Source organism: Variovorax sp. HW608, assembly GCF_900090195.1.
Taxonomy (GTDB): domain Bacteria; phylum Pseudomonadota; class Gammaproteobacteria; order Burkholderiales; family Burkholderiaceae_C; genus Variovorax.
This window is the reverse complement of record NZ_LT607803.1, coordinates 5503321-5518498: the sequence shown is the minus strand read 5'-3', so window position 1 is coordinate 5518498 and position 15178 is coordinate 5503321. Positions and strand designations below refer to the sequence as shown.

The window sequence follows — 15178 nt, the reverse complement described above, 5'->3', positions numbered from 1 at the left end:
TCTTCGCCCTGTTCACTGGGCCGACGACCATGTGGTGCCGGTGGGGGAATCCTTCAGCACGATGCCTTGCGCGAGCAGTTCGCTGCGGATGCGGTCCGCCTCGGCAAAGTTCCTTGCCGCCTTGGCATCCGCGCGCTGCTGGATCAGGGCCTGGATGGCCGCCTCGTCGAGCGTCGCGCCCGCCTGCAGGAAGGCCTGCGGATCGGACTGCAGGATGCCGAGGCACGCGCCCAGCGCCTTCAGCAGCCCGGCCAACGCAGGCGACCGGGTGCGATTGACTTCGCCGGCCAGATCGAACAGCACCGCCACGGCTTCGGGCGTGCCGAAGTCCTCGTCCATCGCCGCCTTGAAGCGCGATGCGTAGTCCTTGTTCCAGTCGATATCGATCCTTGCCGGCGGCACCAGATGCAGCGCGTTGTACAACCGCTTGAGCGACGCACGGGCATCGCCCAGATGCACGTCGCTGTAGTTGAGCGGGCTGCGGTAGTGCGCCCGCACCACGAAGAACCGGACCGTCTCGGCGTCGAACTCCTTGAGCACGTCGCGGATGAGGAAGAAGTTGCCCAGGCTCTTGGACATCTTCTCGTCGTCGATGTTGATGAAGCCGTTGTGCATCCAGAAGCGCGCCAGCGGCTTGCCGTTGGCGCCTTCGCTCTGCGCGATCTCGTTCTCGTGATGGGGAAACTGCAGGTCCGCACCGCCGCCGTGGATGTCCAGCGTTTCGCCGAGCAGTTCGCAGGCCATGGCCGAGCATTCGATGTGCCAGCCGGGCCGGCCCGGGCCGAACGGGCTCGCCCACTTGACCTCTTCGGGCTCGGTCGGCTTGGCGCTCTTCCAGAGCACCGGGTCCAGCGGATCGTCCTTGCCGTCGAGTACCGCGACGCGCTCGCCGGCATGCAGCTCGTCGAGCGACTTGCCGCTGAGCTTGCCGTAGCCGGGGAACTTGCGCACCGCGTAGTTCACGTCGCCGTTGGGCGAGCGGTAGGCCAGGCCCTTGTCTTCCAGCGTACCGATCATCGACAGCATCTGGGGCACGTATTCGGTCGCGCGCGGCTCGTGCGTGGGCCTTTCGATGCCGAGCGCATCGGCATCTTCATGCAGCGCAGCAATCATGCGATCGGTCAGCGCGCGGATGCTTTCGCCGTTCTCGACCGCGCGGCGGATGATCTTGTCGTCGATGTCGGTGATGTTGCGCACGTAGTCCACTGCCAGGCCCGAGGCCTTGAGCCATCGCTGCACCACGTCGAACGCGATCATCGAACGCGCATGGCCCAGGTGGCAGTAGTCGTAGACGGTCATTCCGCACACGTACATGCGCACCTGTCCGGGTTGCAGCGGAGAAAACTCCTCCAGTTCACGCGACAGCGTGTTGTAGATGCGAAGACTCATGAGGCTAGGAGCGTCAGTTCGCGCGCGTGCAAAACGGGCGAAGGACTGCTCATTTTCAGGGGTGGAAGTGCCGCGCAGACGAGCGGTTCGGCATGACCCCTCGGCTACAATGCCCCGCAGTATAAACGGCCACCGATGGATATTTCCGCGTGTTACGCGGCCTGTGTCCCCTCCCAATCTCGAGGCTCCATGCAGCTTGCCGCTTTCTTCTCCCCCGCTTCCCTCCTGCGCGTTTTCCCTGCTCTTGCGCTGGCCTTCGCGATGGGCGCCGCGCACGCGGACGACTACGGCGATGTCAACGCCCTGCTGCGCCAGGGCAAGGCGGACGAAGCGCTGGTCAAGGCCGACGCCTACATCAGCGGCAAGCCCCGCGATCCGCAGATGCGCTTCCTGCGCGGCGTGATCCTCACCGAACAAGGCAAGCAGGCCGACGCCGTGACCGCCTTCACGCAGCTCACGCAGGACTATCCCGAGCTGCCCGAGCCCTACAACAACCTCGCCGCCCTCTACGCCGCGCAGGGCCAGTTCGACAAGGCCCGCGCCGCGCTCGAGATGGCCGTCAAGCTCAACCCCGACTACGCGACCGCGCACGAGAACCTCGGCGACGTCTATGTGCGCCTGGCCGCGGAGTCCTACAGCCGGGCCAAGCAGCTCGAAGCCGGCAACGCCACCGTGCCGCCCAAGCTCGCGCTGATCCGCCAGATGTTCAGCGCCCCCGCCTCCGGCGAACTGCCGCCCGCGACGCAGGCGGCACGCAAGCCCGTGCGCAAGTAAGCCGACCATGTGCTCCCGCGCTTTTGCGCAATTTTCGGAAAGCGAATCTCCCGTGACCCTTCGAATCCTTACGCGCCGCGCGGCGCTGATCGCAGCCACGACGCTGGCGCTGGCCGGCACCGGCAGCATCGCCTGGGCGCAGGCCGCCGCGCCCCGCGTCAAGCTCAGCACCTCGGCCGGCGACATCGTGGTCGAGCTCTACCCGGACAAGGCGCCCAAGACGGTCGAGAACTTCCTCCAGTACGTGGGCGACAAGCACTACGACGGCACGATCTTCCATCGCGTCATCGACGGCTTCATGATCCAGGGCGGCGGCTTCACGCCCGAGATGCGGCAGAAGCCCACGCGCGCACCCGTTCCGCTCGAAGCGAAGAACGGCCTGAAGAACGACAAGTACACGATCGCGATGGCGCGCACCTCCGACCCGAACTCCGCCACCTCGCAGTTCTTCATCAACGTGAAGGACAACGCCAGCCTCAACGCGCCCTCGCCCGACGGCTATGGCTACACGGTGTTCGGCAAGGTGGTCTCGGGCACCGAGGTCGTCGACAAAATCCGCGCGGCCCGCACGGGCAACAAGGGCGGCATGCAGGACGTGCCGGTCGAAACCATCACCATTCAATCGGCCACCGTGGTGGCCAAGTAATCCCAAGGAGCCCTCATGAGCAATCCCCAAGTCGAACTCCACATCAAGGACAAGGGCGTGATCACGCTCGAACTCGATCAGGACAAGGCCCCGAAGACGGTCGCGAACTTCCTCGACTACGTCAACAACGGCCACTACAACAACACCGTCTTCCACCGCGTGATCCCCGGCTTCATGGTGCAGGGCGGCGGTTTCGAGCCCGGCATGGCGCAAAAGCCGACCGGCGCCGAAATCCAGAACGAAGCCAACAACGGCCTGAAGAACGACACCTACACGGTCGCCATGGCACGCACCAGCGCGCCGCACTCGGCCACCGCGCAGTTCTTCATCAACGTCGCGGACAACAGCTTCCTGAACCACACCGCGCCTTCGGCCCAGGGCTGGGGTTATGCGGTGTTCGGCAAGGTCGTCGAGGGCAAGGACGTCGTCGACAAGATCAAGGCGGTCAAGACCGGCCGCAAGGGCTTCCATGACGACGTGCCGCTCGAGGACGTCGTGATCGAAAAGGCCGTCGTCAAAGCCTGAATGACCCCCACGTTCGTCACTTCGTGTACTCACTGCCCCCCGAGGGGGCCGAGTCCGCCTTGGGGCGGCCCGGCGGCGGACTGACGCCCATGGAGGCGTTTGCAGAGATCGTCGCGCCGGCGAGCTGGCGCACAGTCGATCTCATCTCCGACCTCCATCTGCAGGCCGCGGACCCGGCCACTTTCGAGGCCTGGCGCGGCTATCTCGAAACCTCGCCGGCCGACGCGATCTTCATCCTCGGCGACCTGTTCGAAGTCTGGATCGGCGACGACGCCGCCACGCTCCCGGGCTTCGAGGCGCAATGCGCCGACGTGCTGCGCGCCGCAACCACGCGGCGGCCCATCTTCTTCATGCATGGCAACCGGGACTTCCTGCTCGGTCCCGCCTTCGCGGCCCAGTGCGGCATGACGCTCATCGGCGATCCGACGGTGCTCGTCCTGCACGAGCGGCGCTGGCTGCTGAGCCACGGCGATCTCCTGTGCCTCGACGACGTCGAGTACCTGCGCTTCCGCGCCCAGGTGCGCACGCCCGAATGGATGGCCGCGGTGCTCGCCCGCCCGATGGAGGAGCGCCGGGCCCTCGCCCGCTCGGTCCGCGCGCAGAGCGAGGACCGCAAGCAGAGCCCCGGCATGGTCTGGGCCGATGTCGACACGAACGCCGCGCGCGACTGGCTGCATCGCGCCCATGCGACCACGCTGGTCCACGGCCATACCCACAAGCCCAGGAAACACGAGCTGGGCGACGGTCTCGAACGCATCGTGCTGAGCGATTGGGATGCGGCGGCCCATCCGCCGCGCGCGCAATTGCTCTGCATCTCCGCCGCCGGCGCTCAGCGCGTCGATCTGCGCTGATGTTCTCCTGGCTGCGCCGGATTCGCCCGGCGCCCCGCATTCCCGACGAAGCATGGCAGGCGACGCTGGCCCGCTATCGCTTTCTGGCCGAGCGCTCCCCGGCCGACATCGAGCGCCTGCGCCAACTCGCGGCCGAATTCCTGCGCGACAAGCGCTTCCACGGCGCGCACGGGTTCGTGATCTCCGATGAGGTCGCGCTGGCGATCGCCGCGCAGGCCGTCCTGCCGGTGCTGCACCTCAAGGGCGGGCTCGACTGGTACGACGATTTCGTCGGCGTCGTCGTGCACCCGTCCGAAGCGGTCGCGCAACGCACGACGGTCGACGCGACCGGCGTCGTGCACGAATACGAAGAGATCGTGGCCGGCGAGGCCATGGACCGCGGCCCGGTGATGCTGAGCTGGCAGGACGTGCTCGCCAGCGGCGCCACGCGCGACGAGGGCTACAACGTCGTCATCCACGAATTCGCCCACAAGATCGATATGCGCGGCGGCGCGGCCGATGGCTGCCCGCCGCTGCCCCGGGGCTTTCGCGGCACCTCGAATCCGCGCGACGCGCGCGCCGCGTGGCTCGCGGTACTGCAGCCCGCCTACGACACCTTGCGCGAAAAGACCATCGTCGCCGAGCGCTTCGGCGGCGAAGAGCCGTGGCTCGACGCCTACGGCGCCCAATCGACCGGCGAGTTCTTCGCCGTCGCCTGCGAGGCGTATTTCGTGAACCGCGAGAGGCTGCGCAGCGACTTCGCGGAACTCGTCCTGCTGTTCGACGAGTTCTTCACGCCGGCCGGCCGGCGCTAGCCGCCGGCGCGGCGCTCACTTGCACTCACTTGCGCAGAAGGGCCTTGAGTGCGTTCTGCAACCGGCGCGCAGACGCCGCATCGTGCGGCGCGGCCAACACCTTGCCCGCATCCTGACCCCAGGTCTGTGCGGGCGCCGGGTCGCCACGACGTGTCAGCAGCTTGAGTTGCAGCGCACGGCGCGCCTCGAGCTGCTCGGCCGGCGTCGGCACTTCGGCCGCCATTTCGAGGCGCAGCAAGGCTTCGGCCGCATCGGCGGCCGGTGCGGAAGCCGCGCCAAGCGCCTGCGACCAGACATTGCGGACCGCGGGCGTCACCGCGCGGCCCAGTTCCTGCACACTCGGCAGTTGAGACGCGTCGCGCTTCTCCCACGCGCCGAGCACGTGGGTGAGCGCCTCGCCGTGCGCCTGTGCCGCGAGCTTGCGCAGCGCCAGGTCGGCGCGCTCCAGCGCGTCGCGCTGCGCGCGGAATGCGGTGTCGCCCAGACGCGGCCCGCGATCCTCGCGCGGCGGCCGATCGCCAAAGCGTCCGCCCGCCGGCGCACCGCGTTCGCCGCCGCGCGGCGCACGGTCGCCCGGTCGTCCGCCCGGTGCACCACGGCTGTCGCGACGATCGCCGAACCGGCCGCCGCGCGCGGCGGGCACGGCCTCGGCCTTCTTGTTGCCCGGACGGTCGTCGCCGCGCACGGCGATCACCGGCTTCGGTGCGGGCTTGGCCGGCGCGGCGGCAGGCATCGCCTCGGCATCGCTGCGCGCCGAAGGATCGGCGCCATCGGCCGGCGCAACCAGATCGGCAGCCGGCGCGGGCGCGGCGGCCTCCGCCGGTGCGGGTTGTGCTTCAGCATCTTCCGGCGCAGGCGATTGCCCGGCGCTTTCGCTGAACTCGGCGGCTGCCTGTCCCGGGGCCACGACTTCGGTCGCACCGACGGCCGGACCATCGGCGGATGCGGTCGCGGGCACCGCCTCCCTGGCGGCTTCGCCGCGCATCGCGGCCTCCAGTTGCGCGATGGCGGCGCGGATCTTCTGCGCATCGCCGCCGGCGCTGGCGGCTTCGAGCGCCTTCGACGCATCGAGAACGCTCCGATCGTGCGCATTCATGGCCGCCGACGCCTTTTCGCGCTCGGCTGTCTTGCGGTTGAAGGCTTCGTCGATGGGCGCGCGGAACGCGTCCCACAGCTTCTGCTCCTGCCGCCGATCGAGCGGAACCGACTGCGCCTCGGATTGCCAGCGCTGCTGGAGCGACTTGACCGCATCGATGCGCAGCGCAGGCGCCGCCCCGAGCTCGGCCGCCTCGGCGATCATGGCCTGGCGGCGCTCGACGCTTGCCTTCTGCTGGACCTCGAACGGCGCACGCGCCGCTCCGAAAGCCTCGGACCACTGCGACTGCAGCTCGGCGAAGACCTTCTCGCCCACATGGCCCGCGTCGCGCCAGCGATCGGCGAACTGATGCAGCGCGCGATTGACGGACTTCAGGTCCGGCCCGCTCGCATGCTCGGCCGCCCAGGCCTTCATTTCCTCGATCAGCGCGACGCGATGCGCACGATGCTCCGCTGCATCCGCGCGAACCTTCTCGAGCCACGCCTCGACCACCTTGTGGGCCTCGTTGCAGGCTTCGTCGAAGCGTTTCCAGAGTGCGTGGTTCGGCACCCCGCCCTGGTCGGATTGCTTCCACTGCTCGCGCAGGCTGCGCAGGGTTTCCTGCATCTTCCTGCCGCCCAGCGCCTGGCCTTCGGGGCGCTTGAGCAGGCCCTCGGCCTTGGCCACCAGTTCTTCGCGCACCTTGTCGGCGCTCCAGCGTTGCCAGCCTTCGAGCTCGCCGGCGGCGACCAGGGCGGCGTGAACCCGGGCTTCGAGCGCGGCGTCGACCAGCCGGCCATGCTCCTTGAGCACCGCGCGCAGCGCTGCTGCCGCACCGGCGCTTGCCTTGCCGTGTCCCTGGGCGGTTTCCTGCTCGAGCTTGGCGAGCGCCGCCTCCACCGCGCCGTGCGCCGCGGCGCGCTTTTCGGGATCGACCTTGGGCGCGGCGGGCTTCGCCGCGGCGGGCGCGGCCGCTTCCGGCACGCCGCCTCGCGCCACATGCAACTCCTCGGCCCATACCGGCACCGGGGGCAGCGGCGCGGCAGGATCGGTGGCCGCGGCCTGGGCCTGCGCGAGTGCGCCATGGAACGCGTCGGACACGACCAGCAGCTGCGCCCTGGAGGATTCGAGCTGCGGCGCGAACCTGGCGTCGAGGCTGCTCCAGTTGCCGTCGGCCGCGATCTCGGCCGCCTGCTGCTGCCAGTGCGCGACATCGCTGCGCAGGGCCTCTTCGGCGGCCTGGGCGTCGCGCCAGCTCTTGGTCGACAGCACCTCGAAGCGTTGCGCGAGCAGCACCGCCGCTTCGCGATGGACCTGGGCGCGATGCTGGAGATCCTCGATGCCCTTGACCCGTTCGGCCAGCCGCGTCTTGATGCCGGCCAGCGGCTCGCGCGACAGGGGTGCGCCGGCCTTCGCCGCATCGCGCTGCCAGGCGAGCGCATCGGCAATGTTGAGCTTGGGCTGGCCCAGGAGCGCTTCGGCCTTGTGCGTCCATTCGACGGCGATGGCTTCCTGCCCCTTCGCGCGCTTGAGTTCGTCGAGCTTTTCGCGCAGCAGGCGGGCGGCTCCCTTGTCGCGGCCGCTCAGTTCCTTGAACACGTCCTGCATCTGCTCCGCGGCCGGATTGCGGGCGAGCCATTCACGGATGCGCTGCGCTCGTTCGCCCGAGGTCGGCGCGGTGAACGCGCCGCCCGTCAGCGTGTCGAGGGACTGGATGTCGTGAGGCTTGGAAGAAGTTGAAGTCACTGCGCGAAGAATCGTTATCTGAAGAAGAAAAGCGAAGGCGCCGGCAATTTGCCGGCGCACCGCTGCATTTTCGCCGACTTGCCGCCGCCCGGTTCAACGGGTCGCGAGTTTCAGTTCGGCACTGGGTTTCCAATTGTCGCCCTCGGCCTTGGTACGCACCGCGCCGAGGAAAAGGCGCTCGCTCGGCACCTTCTGCTCGAGCAGGTAGTCGCGCACCGCGGCGCCGCGCGCGACCGCCAGTTGCCGCATCGACTCTTCGTCGACCGCGATGCTGGCCGCCAGCAGGTTCTCCATGTCCTGCTGCGGCAGGTCCTTGGCCAGACCCACCATGTTGCGCGGCTTGGTGATGTCCGAGCGCTTGTACGCCGCGGTCAGCAGCTCCGGGTATTCGGAATCGCTGAGCGCATCGACATCCGCCGCGTCCTTTCCGGCCCGAACGGCCGCGCGCCGCTTTTCGGCCTGCGCGAGCTGGCGCACACGCTGCCGCTGGTAGCCGTCGCGCTCGTGTTCGAGATCGGCCGTGCCGACGACCGTCATCTGCAGGCCGGGCCGGTCGATGATCGCCTTCGCGACCTTGTCGAGGCTCTGCTTGGCCTCGGCGGACAGATCGGAGCTGCCGGGCGCGAACACGACGGCGCTCGACTCGCCGCCGCCGCCGCCGCCGGTCAGCAGCGCGAACGGCGCCGTCGCGGCCTTCGCGATCAGGTTCACGAACGCCTTGAGGATCAGCGGCCCGATGCTGAACTCGGGATCGTTGATCGAGCCGCGCAGCGGCAGGTCGACGTCGATCACACCGTTGCGGTCAGCGAGCAGCGCCACCGCCAGCCGCACCGGCAGGCTCGCCGGCGCGCCCTCGACCTGCTCGCCGAACTGAAGCTGGTTGAGGATCAGGCGGTTGGACGCGGTGAGCGAGCCATCCGGCGCGATCTTGTAGTTCACGTCCATGCTCAGCTTGCCGCGCTCGATGCCGTGGCCCGCGAAGCGGACCGAGTACGGCGACAGGGGCGGAAGATCGAGCTCGCGCATCTTCGCCGTGATGTCGAGCTCGAGCGGCTTGACCAGCGGATTCAGCCGGCCGGTGATCTCGAGCGAGGCGGTCTGCTGGGCCTTGCCGCGCAATTCGAGATCGGCGAGCGCGGGCTTGTCGCCCTGGGGCCTGGACGAAAACGCGCTCAGCCGGCCCGTCAGTTCGGTCAGGTCCGCCGAGTAATTCGGCTTGATGAACATGTCGGAGAAATCGATCCGTCCGTTGACCAGCGCGATCGGGCCGAAATTGATGACCGGCGCCATCGGGTTGGGAGGCGCCGCGGGTGCAGGCGCGGCCGGTGCGGCAGCAGCGGCCTGGGGGGCGCCCCCCACCACCGATTCCGCAGGCGGTGGCGCGGCCGCCGGGGCGCGCGAGCGCGCCGCGCGGCTGGCATTCGTCGTCGTGGTGGTTCCGCCCAGGCTGCGCCGGGTCGTGACCTCGGGCGTCGGCGCCGAGGCCTCCGGCACCGCCGGCTGCCCCGGCTGCCCCGGCTGCTTGACCAGGTACAGCAGGTTCAGCTTCCCGGTCGGATCGATGATGATCCGGGCGAAGAAGTCGGTGAGCGTCGTTTCGCGCACGTCGAGGTTGAGCGGCGCGCCCGGCACCATGTTCACCTGCACGCCGCGCAGTCCCAGCGTCTTCCAGCTCAGCAGCTGCCTGTTCCCCGAACTCCCCTGCGCCTGCGTGAGGATCACGCTGTTGGCGCGGAAATCGTCGACGGCGGTGTCACCCGCCAGCCGCAGGCTCATGCCCGCGGGGGTCGACGCATATTTGACCGTGCCCCGATAGCTCGCGAAGGCGCGGCGGATGTCGATGTTGAGCTGATCGGCGTAGTAGGCCTTGAAGACGTGCGCCGGCAGCGCCGCGACCGTCACCTTCCCCTCGGCGGCAATCGGCTTGAGCGCCAGGTTGCCGTCGTATTCGAAGTGGCCCGGCTCGGCCCGGCCCGCCGCGATGAGGCCCGAGACCTTGAGCGGCGAGACGGTCGCTGTGTTCGGCGCGATCTTCTGGGCGCTGAGCTTCAGCGCGCTGACCTCGAACGCCACCGGCGTGTCGCTGGCGTTGTCGGCATAGGAAAGCGCGCCGTTGTCGACCGCCACCGTGGCGACGGAAAGCGCCCACGGCTTCGTGTTGGCCCCGGGTGCCGGGGCCTCGGACGCCTGCCGGTCCTTCGGCGCGGCGACCTTGGCCTCCTTCGCCTCACCGCTGCCGCCGTTGCCGCCACTGCCATTGCCACTGGCCGGCACCTTGAGCCAGCGCTCGAACATCCAGCGCTTTTCCTTGTCGCGCTCCACGCGCACCTTCGGGCTCGTGGCCGAGAAAGAGCCGATCGCCAAGGTGTGCTGGGTCATGTCGACCTCGGCATCGCGCAGCTCGAAGCGGCCGACGCTCGCGAGCGCGGTCTTCTCCTGGGTGAGCGCGAGATCCTCGGCGACCACGCTGCGCGCCTTGAACTTCAGTTCCGGCTGGATCCAGGCCACTTCGATGTGGCCGCTGAGCTTGCCGTCGAGCGTCGGTTCGAGGCTTTGCGCGAGGTACGGCGCCGCCAGCGACAGCGGCAGCGCGCCGACTTCGGTCTGCACCTGCGCCTCCTTGTCGGTCGCCCGGCCCTCGAACTTGACGGCCGCGCCGCCGACGGAGGTCGATCCGTTGAAGCTCGCCGGCTTGTCCATGGGCCAGGTGACGGCATTCACTACGACGGCCAGTTCCTTCGCGTCGATTTCGGCGGCCGGCTTCGTGGTCTGGTCGCGCCAGCCGATCTGGCCGCCGCTGAGCGCGACCTTGTCCACCTGCACGTGCCAGCCCGGCGGCTCGGCCGGCTTGGCGGCGGGGTCGCCGTTGGATTCGGGTGCCGGCGGGGTCGCGACCTTTTCCTTGGCACCGGTGGCCGGGTCGGTCGCGAGCAGGTTCAGCTTGCCGCCCGCATCGCGCGCCACCACGAGCTGCGGCGCGGCCAGCGCCACCTCGCTCAGATGGACAACCCGCTCCAGCGGCCGCACGTCCGCGAGCGCGACCTTGAGCGACTCGAAGCCGAGCAGGTCCCGGCCCCTGCCATCCGCCATCTTGACGCCGTTCGCCGCCACGCTGCCGGTGATCCTGAGTGCCGGCGCCGCTGCCTGCGCGAAATCGATCCGGATGTCGGCATCGAGCTTGCCGGCCTGCAACGCAACCGGCAGGCCGCCGGGGATGTAGCCGAGGTAGGGCACCAGATCGAGCCCCTCGAACTTGATCTGCGCATCGGTCTTGTGGCTCTCCGCGAAGGGCGTCGACTCCGCGGCGGAGTCGAACTTGCTGCCGTTGAGCACGAAGGCCAGCTTCGGCTCGGTCTTGATGTCCCGCTTGGAGGCCAGGTTGCTCAGGAACGGCACCGCCAGTTCGAGCTTGCGCAGTTCGTGCCGGCGCTGGACCGTCTGGTCGTCGAAGGTGAAGGAGCCGTTCGAAATCCCGATGTTGTAGATCGCGAAACGCGGCGGCTCGCCCTTGGGCGCGTCCGGCGCGGGCGCGAGCTTGGCCAGGATGTCGTCGATGTCGTATTTGCCGTCGCTCAGGTGCGTGAGCAGGATGGCTGGCGAGTCGATCGACACCGCGTCGATCACCGGCGCGAGGCGCAGGACCGATTGCAGCTCGGCGTCGAGATAGATGCGATTGATCGCCACCTGCGCCGCTTTGCCGTCGGCAGTGGCGATGCGCAGGTCATGCACCGTGAGCTCGAGAGTCCACGGCTTGAAGTCGATCTTGCCGACCGTGACCTGCCGGCCCAGCTTGTCGCTCGCGATTCGCTGGATCTGCCCCTTGGCGACGGGCGGCACCGCGAGCCACGCCAGCAGCCACACGCCCAGGAGGCCCAGCAGCGCCACGACGCCGCGCCGCACCCATTTGTTCTGTTTCAGCTCACCTATTTTCATCGCCCGGGAGTGTGCCCCAAACGACCCCGCCTTCCCAGAAACGAGAAAGCCCGGTGGCGCAACGAAAGTCATGCCACCGGGCTCGATGGCGGGCGCAACGCCCATGCCATCTTTTCGCGCGACCGGAAGTGGATTCGTTCCGATCAGGCTGGCAGCAAGAGATTGCCACCGTTGGGCCGCAGTCGTTGAACCGCCGGATTGCTCCTTGGGTTACCGGACCTTGGTGAAACGCCTACAAAGTCGAGGCACCTACAGCCTATGCCCGTAGCGGAAAGATTTCAAAATGAGCTTTTCAATCGAGCCGCGGCGGCCGATTCGCGAACTGATCTTCACATTTTTTACAATCAAAATTAGAATAACGCACCAAGTTCTTATTCTTGACCGGGTATTTAGCCGCTCCTAGAATGCCGCCAGCCCGGACCACCAGATCCGTCCGGACTCACCTAAATCCGCTGCCGATATGCATCGGCTTGATCAGGTGGCCGCGCCCCTTCCCTCCTCCGCGCGGACGACCTGATACGTACCAATCCAGGCGCTGCTGCGTTCTCCTTCGTCCTCGTGGCGTTGCGAACAAGGTCCGCATAGAAAGGAAAAGCGATGAAGCAGGCGCTCAATGCCACAGCCCGCGGGCTAAGGACCTTCATGTCCGACGTGGCCGACGGCTTCTTTGAAATCACGCACAACGGCTTTGCCCTTGTCGGGCTGGCGATCGTCTTCGCGGCGCTCGCACTGGCCGCCCGGCCAGACCTGCGCCAGACCGGCGAAGAGCAGCTCATGGGCTGGCTCCAGTCCCGCAAGCCGCCGCCGCCGGAAGCCCCGGACCTCGAACTCGAGCCGACCGCCATCGAGCGCACCACCGCGGCCAGCCCCCGTGAGCTGCCGAAGCAGCAGGCGGCCGTTGCCTATTGGCTGAGCAAGAAATACCGCGTCGCCGCGGAACCGCTGGCGGCGCTGGTTTCCGAGGCCTACGACCTCGGCCAGCGCACCAAGCTCGACCCGACGCTGATCCTGGCGATCATGGCGGTGGAATCCAGCTTCAACCCGTTCGCCCAAAGCCAGGTCGGCGCCCAGGGCCTGATGCAGGTCATGACGCGCATCCACGGCGAGAAGTACGAAAGCGCCGGCGGTACCCTGACCGCTTTCGACCCGGTCACCAACATGCGCGTCGGCGTCAAGGTGCTGCAGGAGTGCATCGCGCGCGCCGGCTCGCTCGAAGGCGGACTGCGCTTCTATGTCGGCGCCGCCAATCTCGGGGACGACGGCGGCTATGCCTCCAAGGTGCTGGCCGAGCACGAGCGCCTGCGCCAGGTCGTCGCCGGACGTCCGCCGTCCATCAACACGCCGCCGGCCGCGCCGCGCCAGAACCCGGTGCCCGCGGCGAACCCGAGCCCGGCCAAGCAGCAGGAGGCCGGTTCGGAGCGCGTCGCAATGGTCGTCGGGGATTAGCGTTCTTTCGAGACGGCGGCAACCGCCGTCAGCTACACTCGGCGGGCACGCGACTGGCGATAGGCGCTGCACTTTTTCAGGTGCGTTGCGCTGACGTGGACTACCACTGGGGAGCGTGCTGCCTGCGGTCTCGAGCAGGTGTTCAGCCGTTCGCCTGGGCAGCCCTTGTTTGGTTGAAGAACAAGGCCCACCGTCTTGAAGGACTGCCATGTACCACCGCAACAACCTGGTCGAACAGACCGATCCTGAAATCTGGGCCGCCATCCAGGCCGAGAACGCCCGCCAGGAACACCACATCGAGCTCATCGCGAGCGAAAACTACGCCTCGCCCGCCGTCATGGCCGCGCAGGGCTCGCAGCTCACCAACAAATACGCCGAGGGCTATCCCGGCAAGCGCTACTACGGCGGCTGCGAGAACGTCGACATCGCCGAGCAACTGGCCATCGACCGCGTCAAGCAGCTCTTCGGCGCCGATGCCGCCAACGTGCAGCCGCATTGCGGCGCCTCCGCGAACGAAGCCGTGATGCTGGCCTTCCTCAAGCCCGGCGACACCATCATGGGCATGAGCCTTGCCGAAGGCGGCCACCTGACCCACGGCATGCCGCTCAACATGAGCGGCAAGTGGTTCAATGTCGTGAGCTACGGCCTCGACGAAAAGGAAGCGATCGACTACGACGCGATGGAGCGCAAGGCGCACGAGCACCTGCCCAAGCTGATCATCGCCGGCGCCTCGGCCTATTCGCTGCGCATCGACTTCGAGCGCTTCGCCAAGGTCGCGAAGGACGTCGGCGCGATCTTCATGGTCGACATCGCCCACTACGCAGGCCTCGTGGCCGCGGGCGTCTACCCCAACCCGGTGCCTCACGCGGACGTGGTCACCTCCACCACGCACAAGAGCCTGCGCGGCCCGCGCGGCGGCATCATCCTGATGAAGTCGCAGCACGAGAAGGCGATCAACAGCGCGATCTTCCCGGGCCTGCAAGGCGGTCCGCTGATGCACGTGATCGCCGCCAAGGCGGTTGCTTTCAAGGAAGCGCTGTCGCCGGAATTCAAGGCCTACCAGCAGCAGGTGGTCAAGAACGCCCAGGTCGTCGCCGAGACCCTCACCGCGCGGGGCCTGCGCATCGTGAGCGGCCGTACCGAAAGCCACGTGATGCTGGTCGACCTGCGCGCCAAGGGCATCACCGGCAAGGAAGCCGAAGCGGTGCTGGGCGATGCCCACATGACGATCAACAAGAACGCCATCCCGCACGATCCCGAGAAGCCGATGGTCACCAGCGGCGTGCGCATCGGAACGCCGGCGATGACGACGCGCGGCTTCAAGGAAGAGGAAGCGCGCATCACGGCCAACCTGATCGCCGACGTGCTCGACAACCCGCGCGACGCGGCCAACATCGAGGCGGTTCGCGCCAAGGTGAACGCGCTGACCAGCCGTTTCCCGGTGTACCGCTGACTCCCGTGATTCCCATGCCCGGCGCTGCAAGTCGTCGTCAGAGTCGCGGCCCGGCGCCGGGCGGAGCGGCCGCATGAAATGCCCCTTCTGCGGCCACCTCGAAACGCAGGTCGTCGAGACCCGCGTTTCGGAGGACGGTGACTTCGTGCGCCGCCGGCGCCAGTGCAGCGCCTGCGACAAGCGCTTCACCACCTACGAGCGGCCCGACGTGACCTTCCCGGTGGTCGTCAAGAAGGACGGCAGCCGCGCCGACTTCGTGCCCGCGAAGGTTCGCGCCTCGATGATGCTGGCGCTGCGCAAGCGCCCCGTGAGCATCGAGCAGATCGACAACGCACTGCTGCGCATCGAGCAGAAGCTGCTCTCCAGCGGCCTGCGCGAGATCGAATCGACCAAGGTGGGCGAGCTCGTGATGCGCGAGCTCAAGAAGCTCGACAAGGTGGCCTACGTCCGCTTCGCGTCGGTGTACCGGAGCTTCGAGGACGTGGATGAGTTCAGGCAGTTGCTGCGGGATATCTGACTGGCCGCACGCCAGCGCTCTCCCAAAGA

Annotated in this window: 11 protein-coding genes and 1 riboswitch; of the genes, 8 read left to right on the top strand and 3 right to left on the bottom strand. The window is 68.0% G+C overall.

Annotated features, from left to right (window positions below; all coding sequences use genetic code 11):
• Window positions 1-12 precede the first annotated feature (12 nt).
• The gene (gene cysS, locus VAR608DRAFT_RS26110) at window positions 13-1389 is read right to left on the bottom strand and encodes a cysteine--tRNA ligase (RefSeq protein WP_088956717.1); all 1377 of its coding nucleotides are present in this window, start codon (window positions 1387-1389) and stop codon (window positions 13-15) included.
• A 189-nt stretch (window positions 1390-1578) separates the two neighbouring features.
• Here cysS and VAR608DRAFT_RS26105 point away from each other — a divergent pair, with 189 nt between their 5' ends.
• The 5 genes from VAR608DRAFT_RS26105 (at window position 1579) to VAR608DRAFT_RS26085 (ending at window position 4979) form a co-directional block, all read left to right on the top strand.
• On the top strand, window positions 1579-2163 hold the full coding sequence (locus tag VAR608DRAFT_RS26105) for a tetratricopeptide repeat protein (RefSeq protein ID WP_088956716.1): 585 nt from the start codon (window positions 1579-1581) through the stop codon (window positions 2161-2163).
• A gap of 52 nt (window positions 2164-2215) precedes the next feature.
• Window positions 2216-2809: a peptidylprolyl isomerase gene (locus VAR608DRAFT_RS26100; RefSeq protein WP_443082892.1), complete on the top strand. Its 594-nt coding sequence runs from the start codon at window positions 2216-2218 to the stop codon at window positions 2807-2809.
• 15 nt (window positions 2810-2824) lie between these two features.
• Window positions 2825-3334, top strand: coding sequence for a peptidylprolyl isomerase (locus VAR608DRAFT_RS26095; RefSeq protein WP_088956714.1), 510 nt, complete (start codon window positions 2825-2827; stop codon window positions 3332-3334).
• A gap of 89 nt (window positions 3335-3423) precedes the next feature.
• Window positions 3424-4185 (top strand): UDP-2,3-diacylglucosamine diphosphatase, encoded by a 762-nt coding sequence (locus VAR608DRAFT_RS26090; RefSeq protein WP_088956713.1) that lies wholly within the window; start codon window positions 3424-3426, stop codon window positions 4183-4185.
• Window positions 4185-4979, top strand: a complete 795-nt coding sequence (locus tag VAR608DRAFT_RS26085) for a zinc-dependent peptidase (protein ID WP_088956712.1) — start codon at window positions 4185-4187, stop codon at window positions 4977-4979. Before VAR608DRAFT_RS26090 ends, VAR608DRAFT_RS26085 begins: the two co-directional genes overlap by 1 nt.
• Before the next feature lie 25 nt (window positions 4980-5004).
• Here VAR608DRAFT_RS26085 and VAR608DRAFT_RS26080 read toward each other — a convergent pair whose 3' ends face one another.
• Together VAR608DRAFT_RS26080 and VAR608DRAFT_RS26075 are read right to left on the bottom strand one after the other, a co-directional pair.
• The gene (locus VAR608DRAFT_RS26080) at window positions 5005-7800 is read right to left on the bottom strand and encodes a DUF349 domain-containing protein (protein ID WP_088956711.1); all 2796 of its coding nucleotides are present in this window, start codon (window positions 7798-7800) and stop codon (window positions 5005-5007) included.
• A 93-nt stretch (window positions 7801-7893) separates the two neighbouring features.
• On the bottom strand, window positions 7894-11733 hold the full coding sequence (locus tag VAR608DRAFT_RS26075) for a DUF748 domain-containing protein (RefSeq protein WP_088956710.1): 3840 nt from the start codon (window positions 11731-11733) through the stop codon (window positions 7894-7896).
• 597 nt (window positions 11734-12330) lie between these two features.
• Here VAR608DRAFT_RS26075 and VAR608DRAFT_RS26070 point away from each other — a divergent pair.
• The 3 genes from VAR608DRAFT_RS26070 (at window position 12331) to nrdR (ending at window position 15149) form a co-directional block, all read left to right on the top strand.
• Complete coding sequence (locus VAR608DRAFT_RS26070; RefSeq protein ID WP_088956709.1) at window positions 12331-13179, top strand: lytic transglycosylase domain-containing protein; 849 nt, start codon at window positions 12331-12333, stop codon at window positions 13177-13179.
• A gap of 39 nt (window positions 13180-13218) precedes the next feature.
• Window positions 13219-13346, top strand: a riboswitch (ZMP/ZTP riboswitch).
• A 41-nt stretch (window positions 13347-13387) separates the two neighbouring features.
• Entirely contained in the window at window positions 13388-14632 is a 1245-nt protein-coding gene (gene glyA / locus VAR608DRAFT_RS26065; RefSeq protein ID WP_088956708.1) for a serine hydroxymethyltransferase, read from the top strand.
• 73 nt (window positions 14633-14705) lie between these two features.
• Window positions 14706-15149, top strand: coding sequence for a transcriptional regulator NrdR (gene nrdR, locus VAR608DRAFT_RS26060; RefSeq protein WP_088956707.1), 444 nt, complete (start codon window positions 14706-14708; stop codon window positions 15147-15149).
• Window positions 15150-15178: the final 29 nt, after the last annotated feature.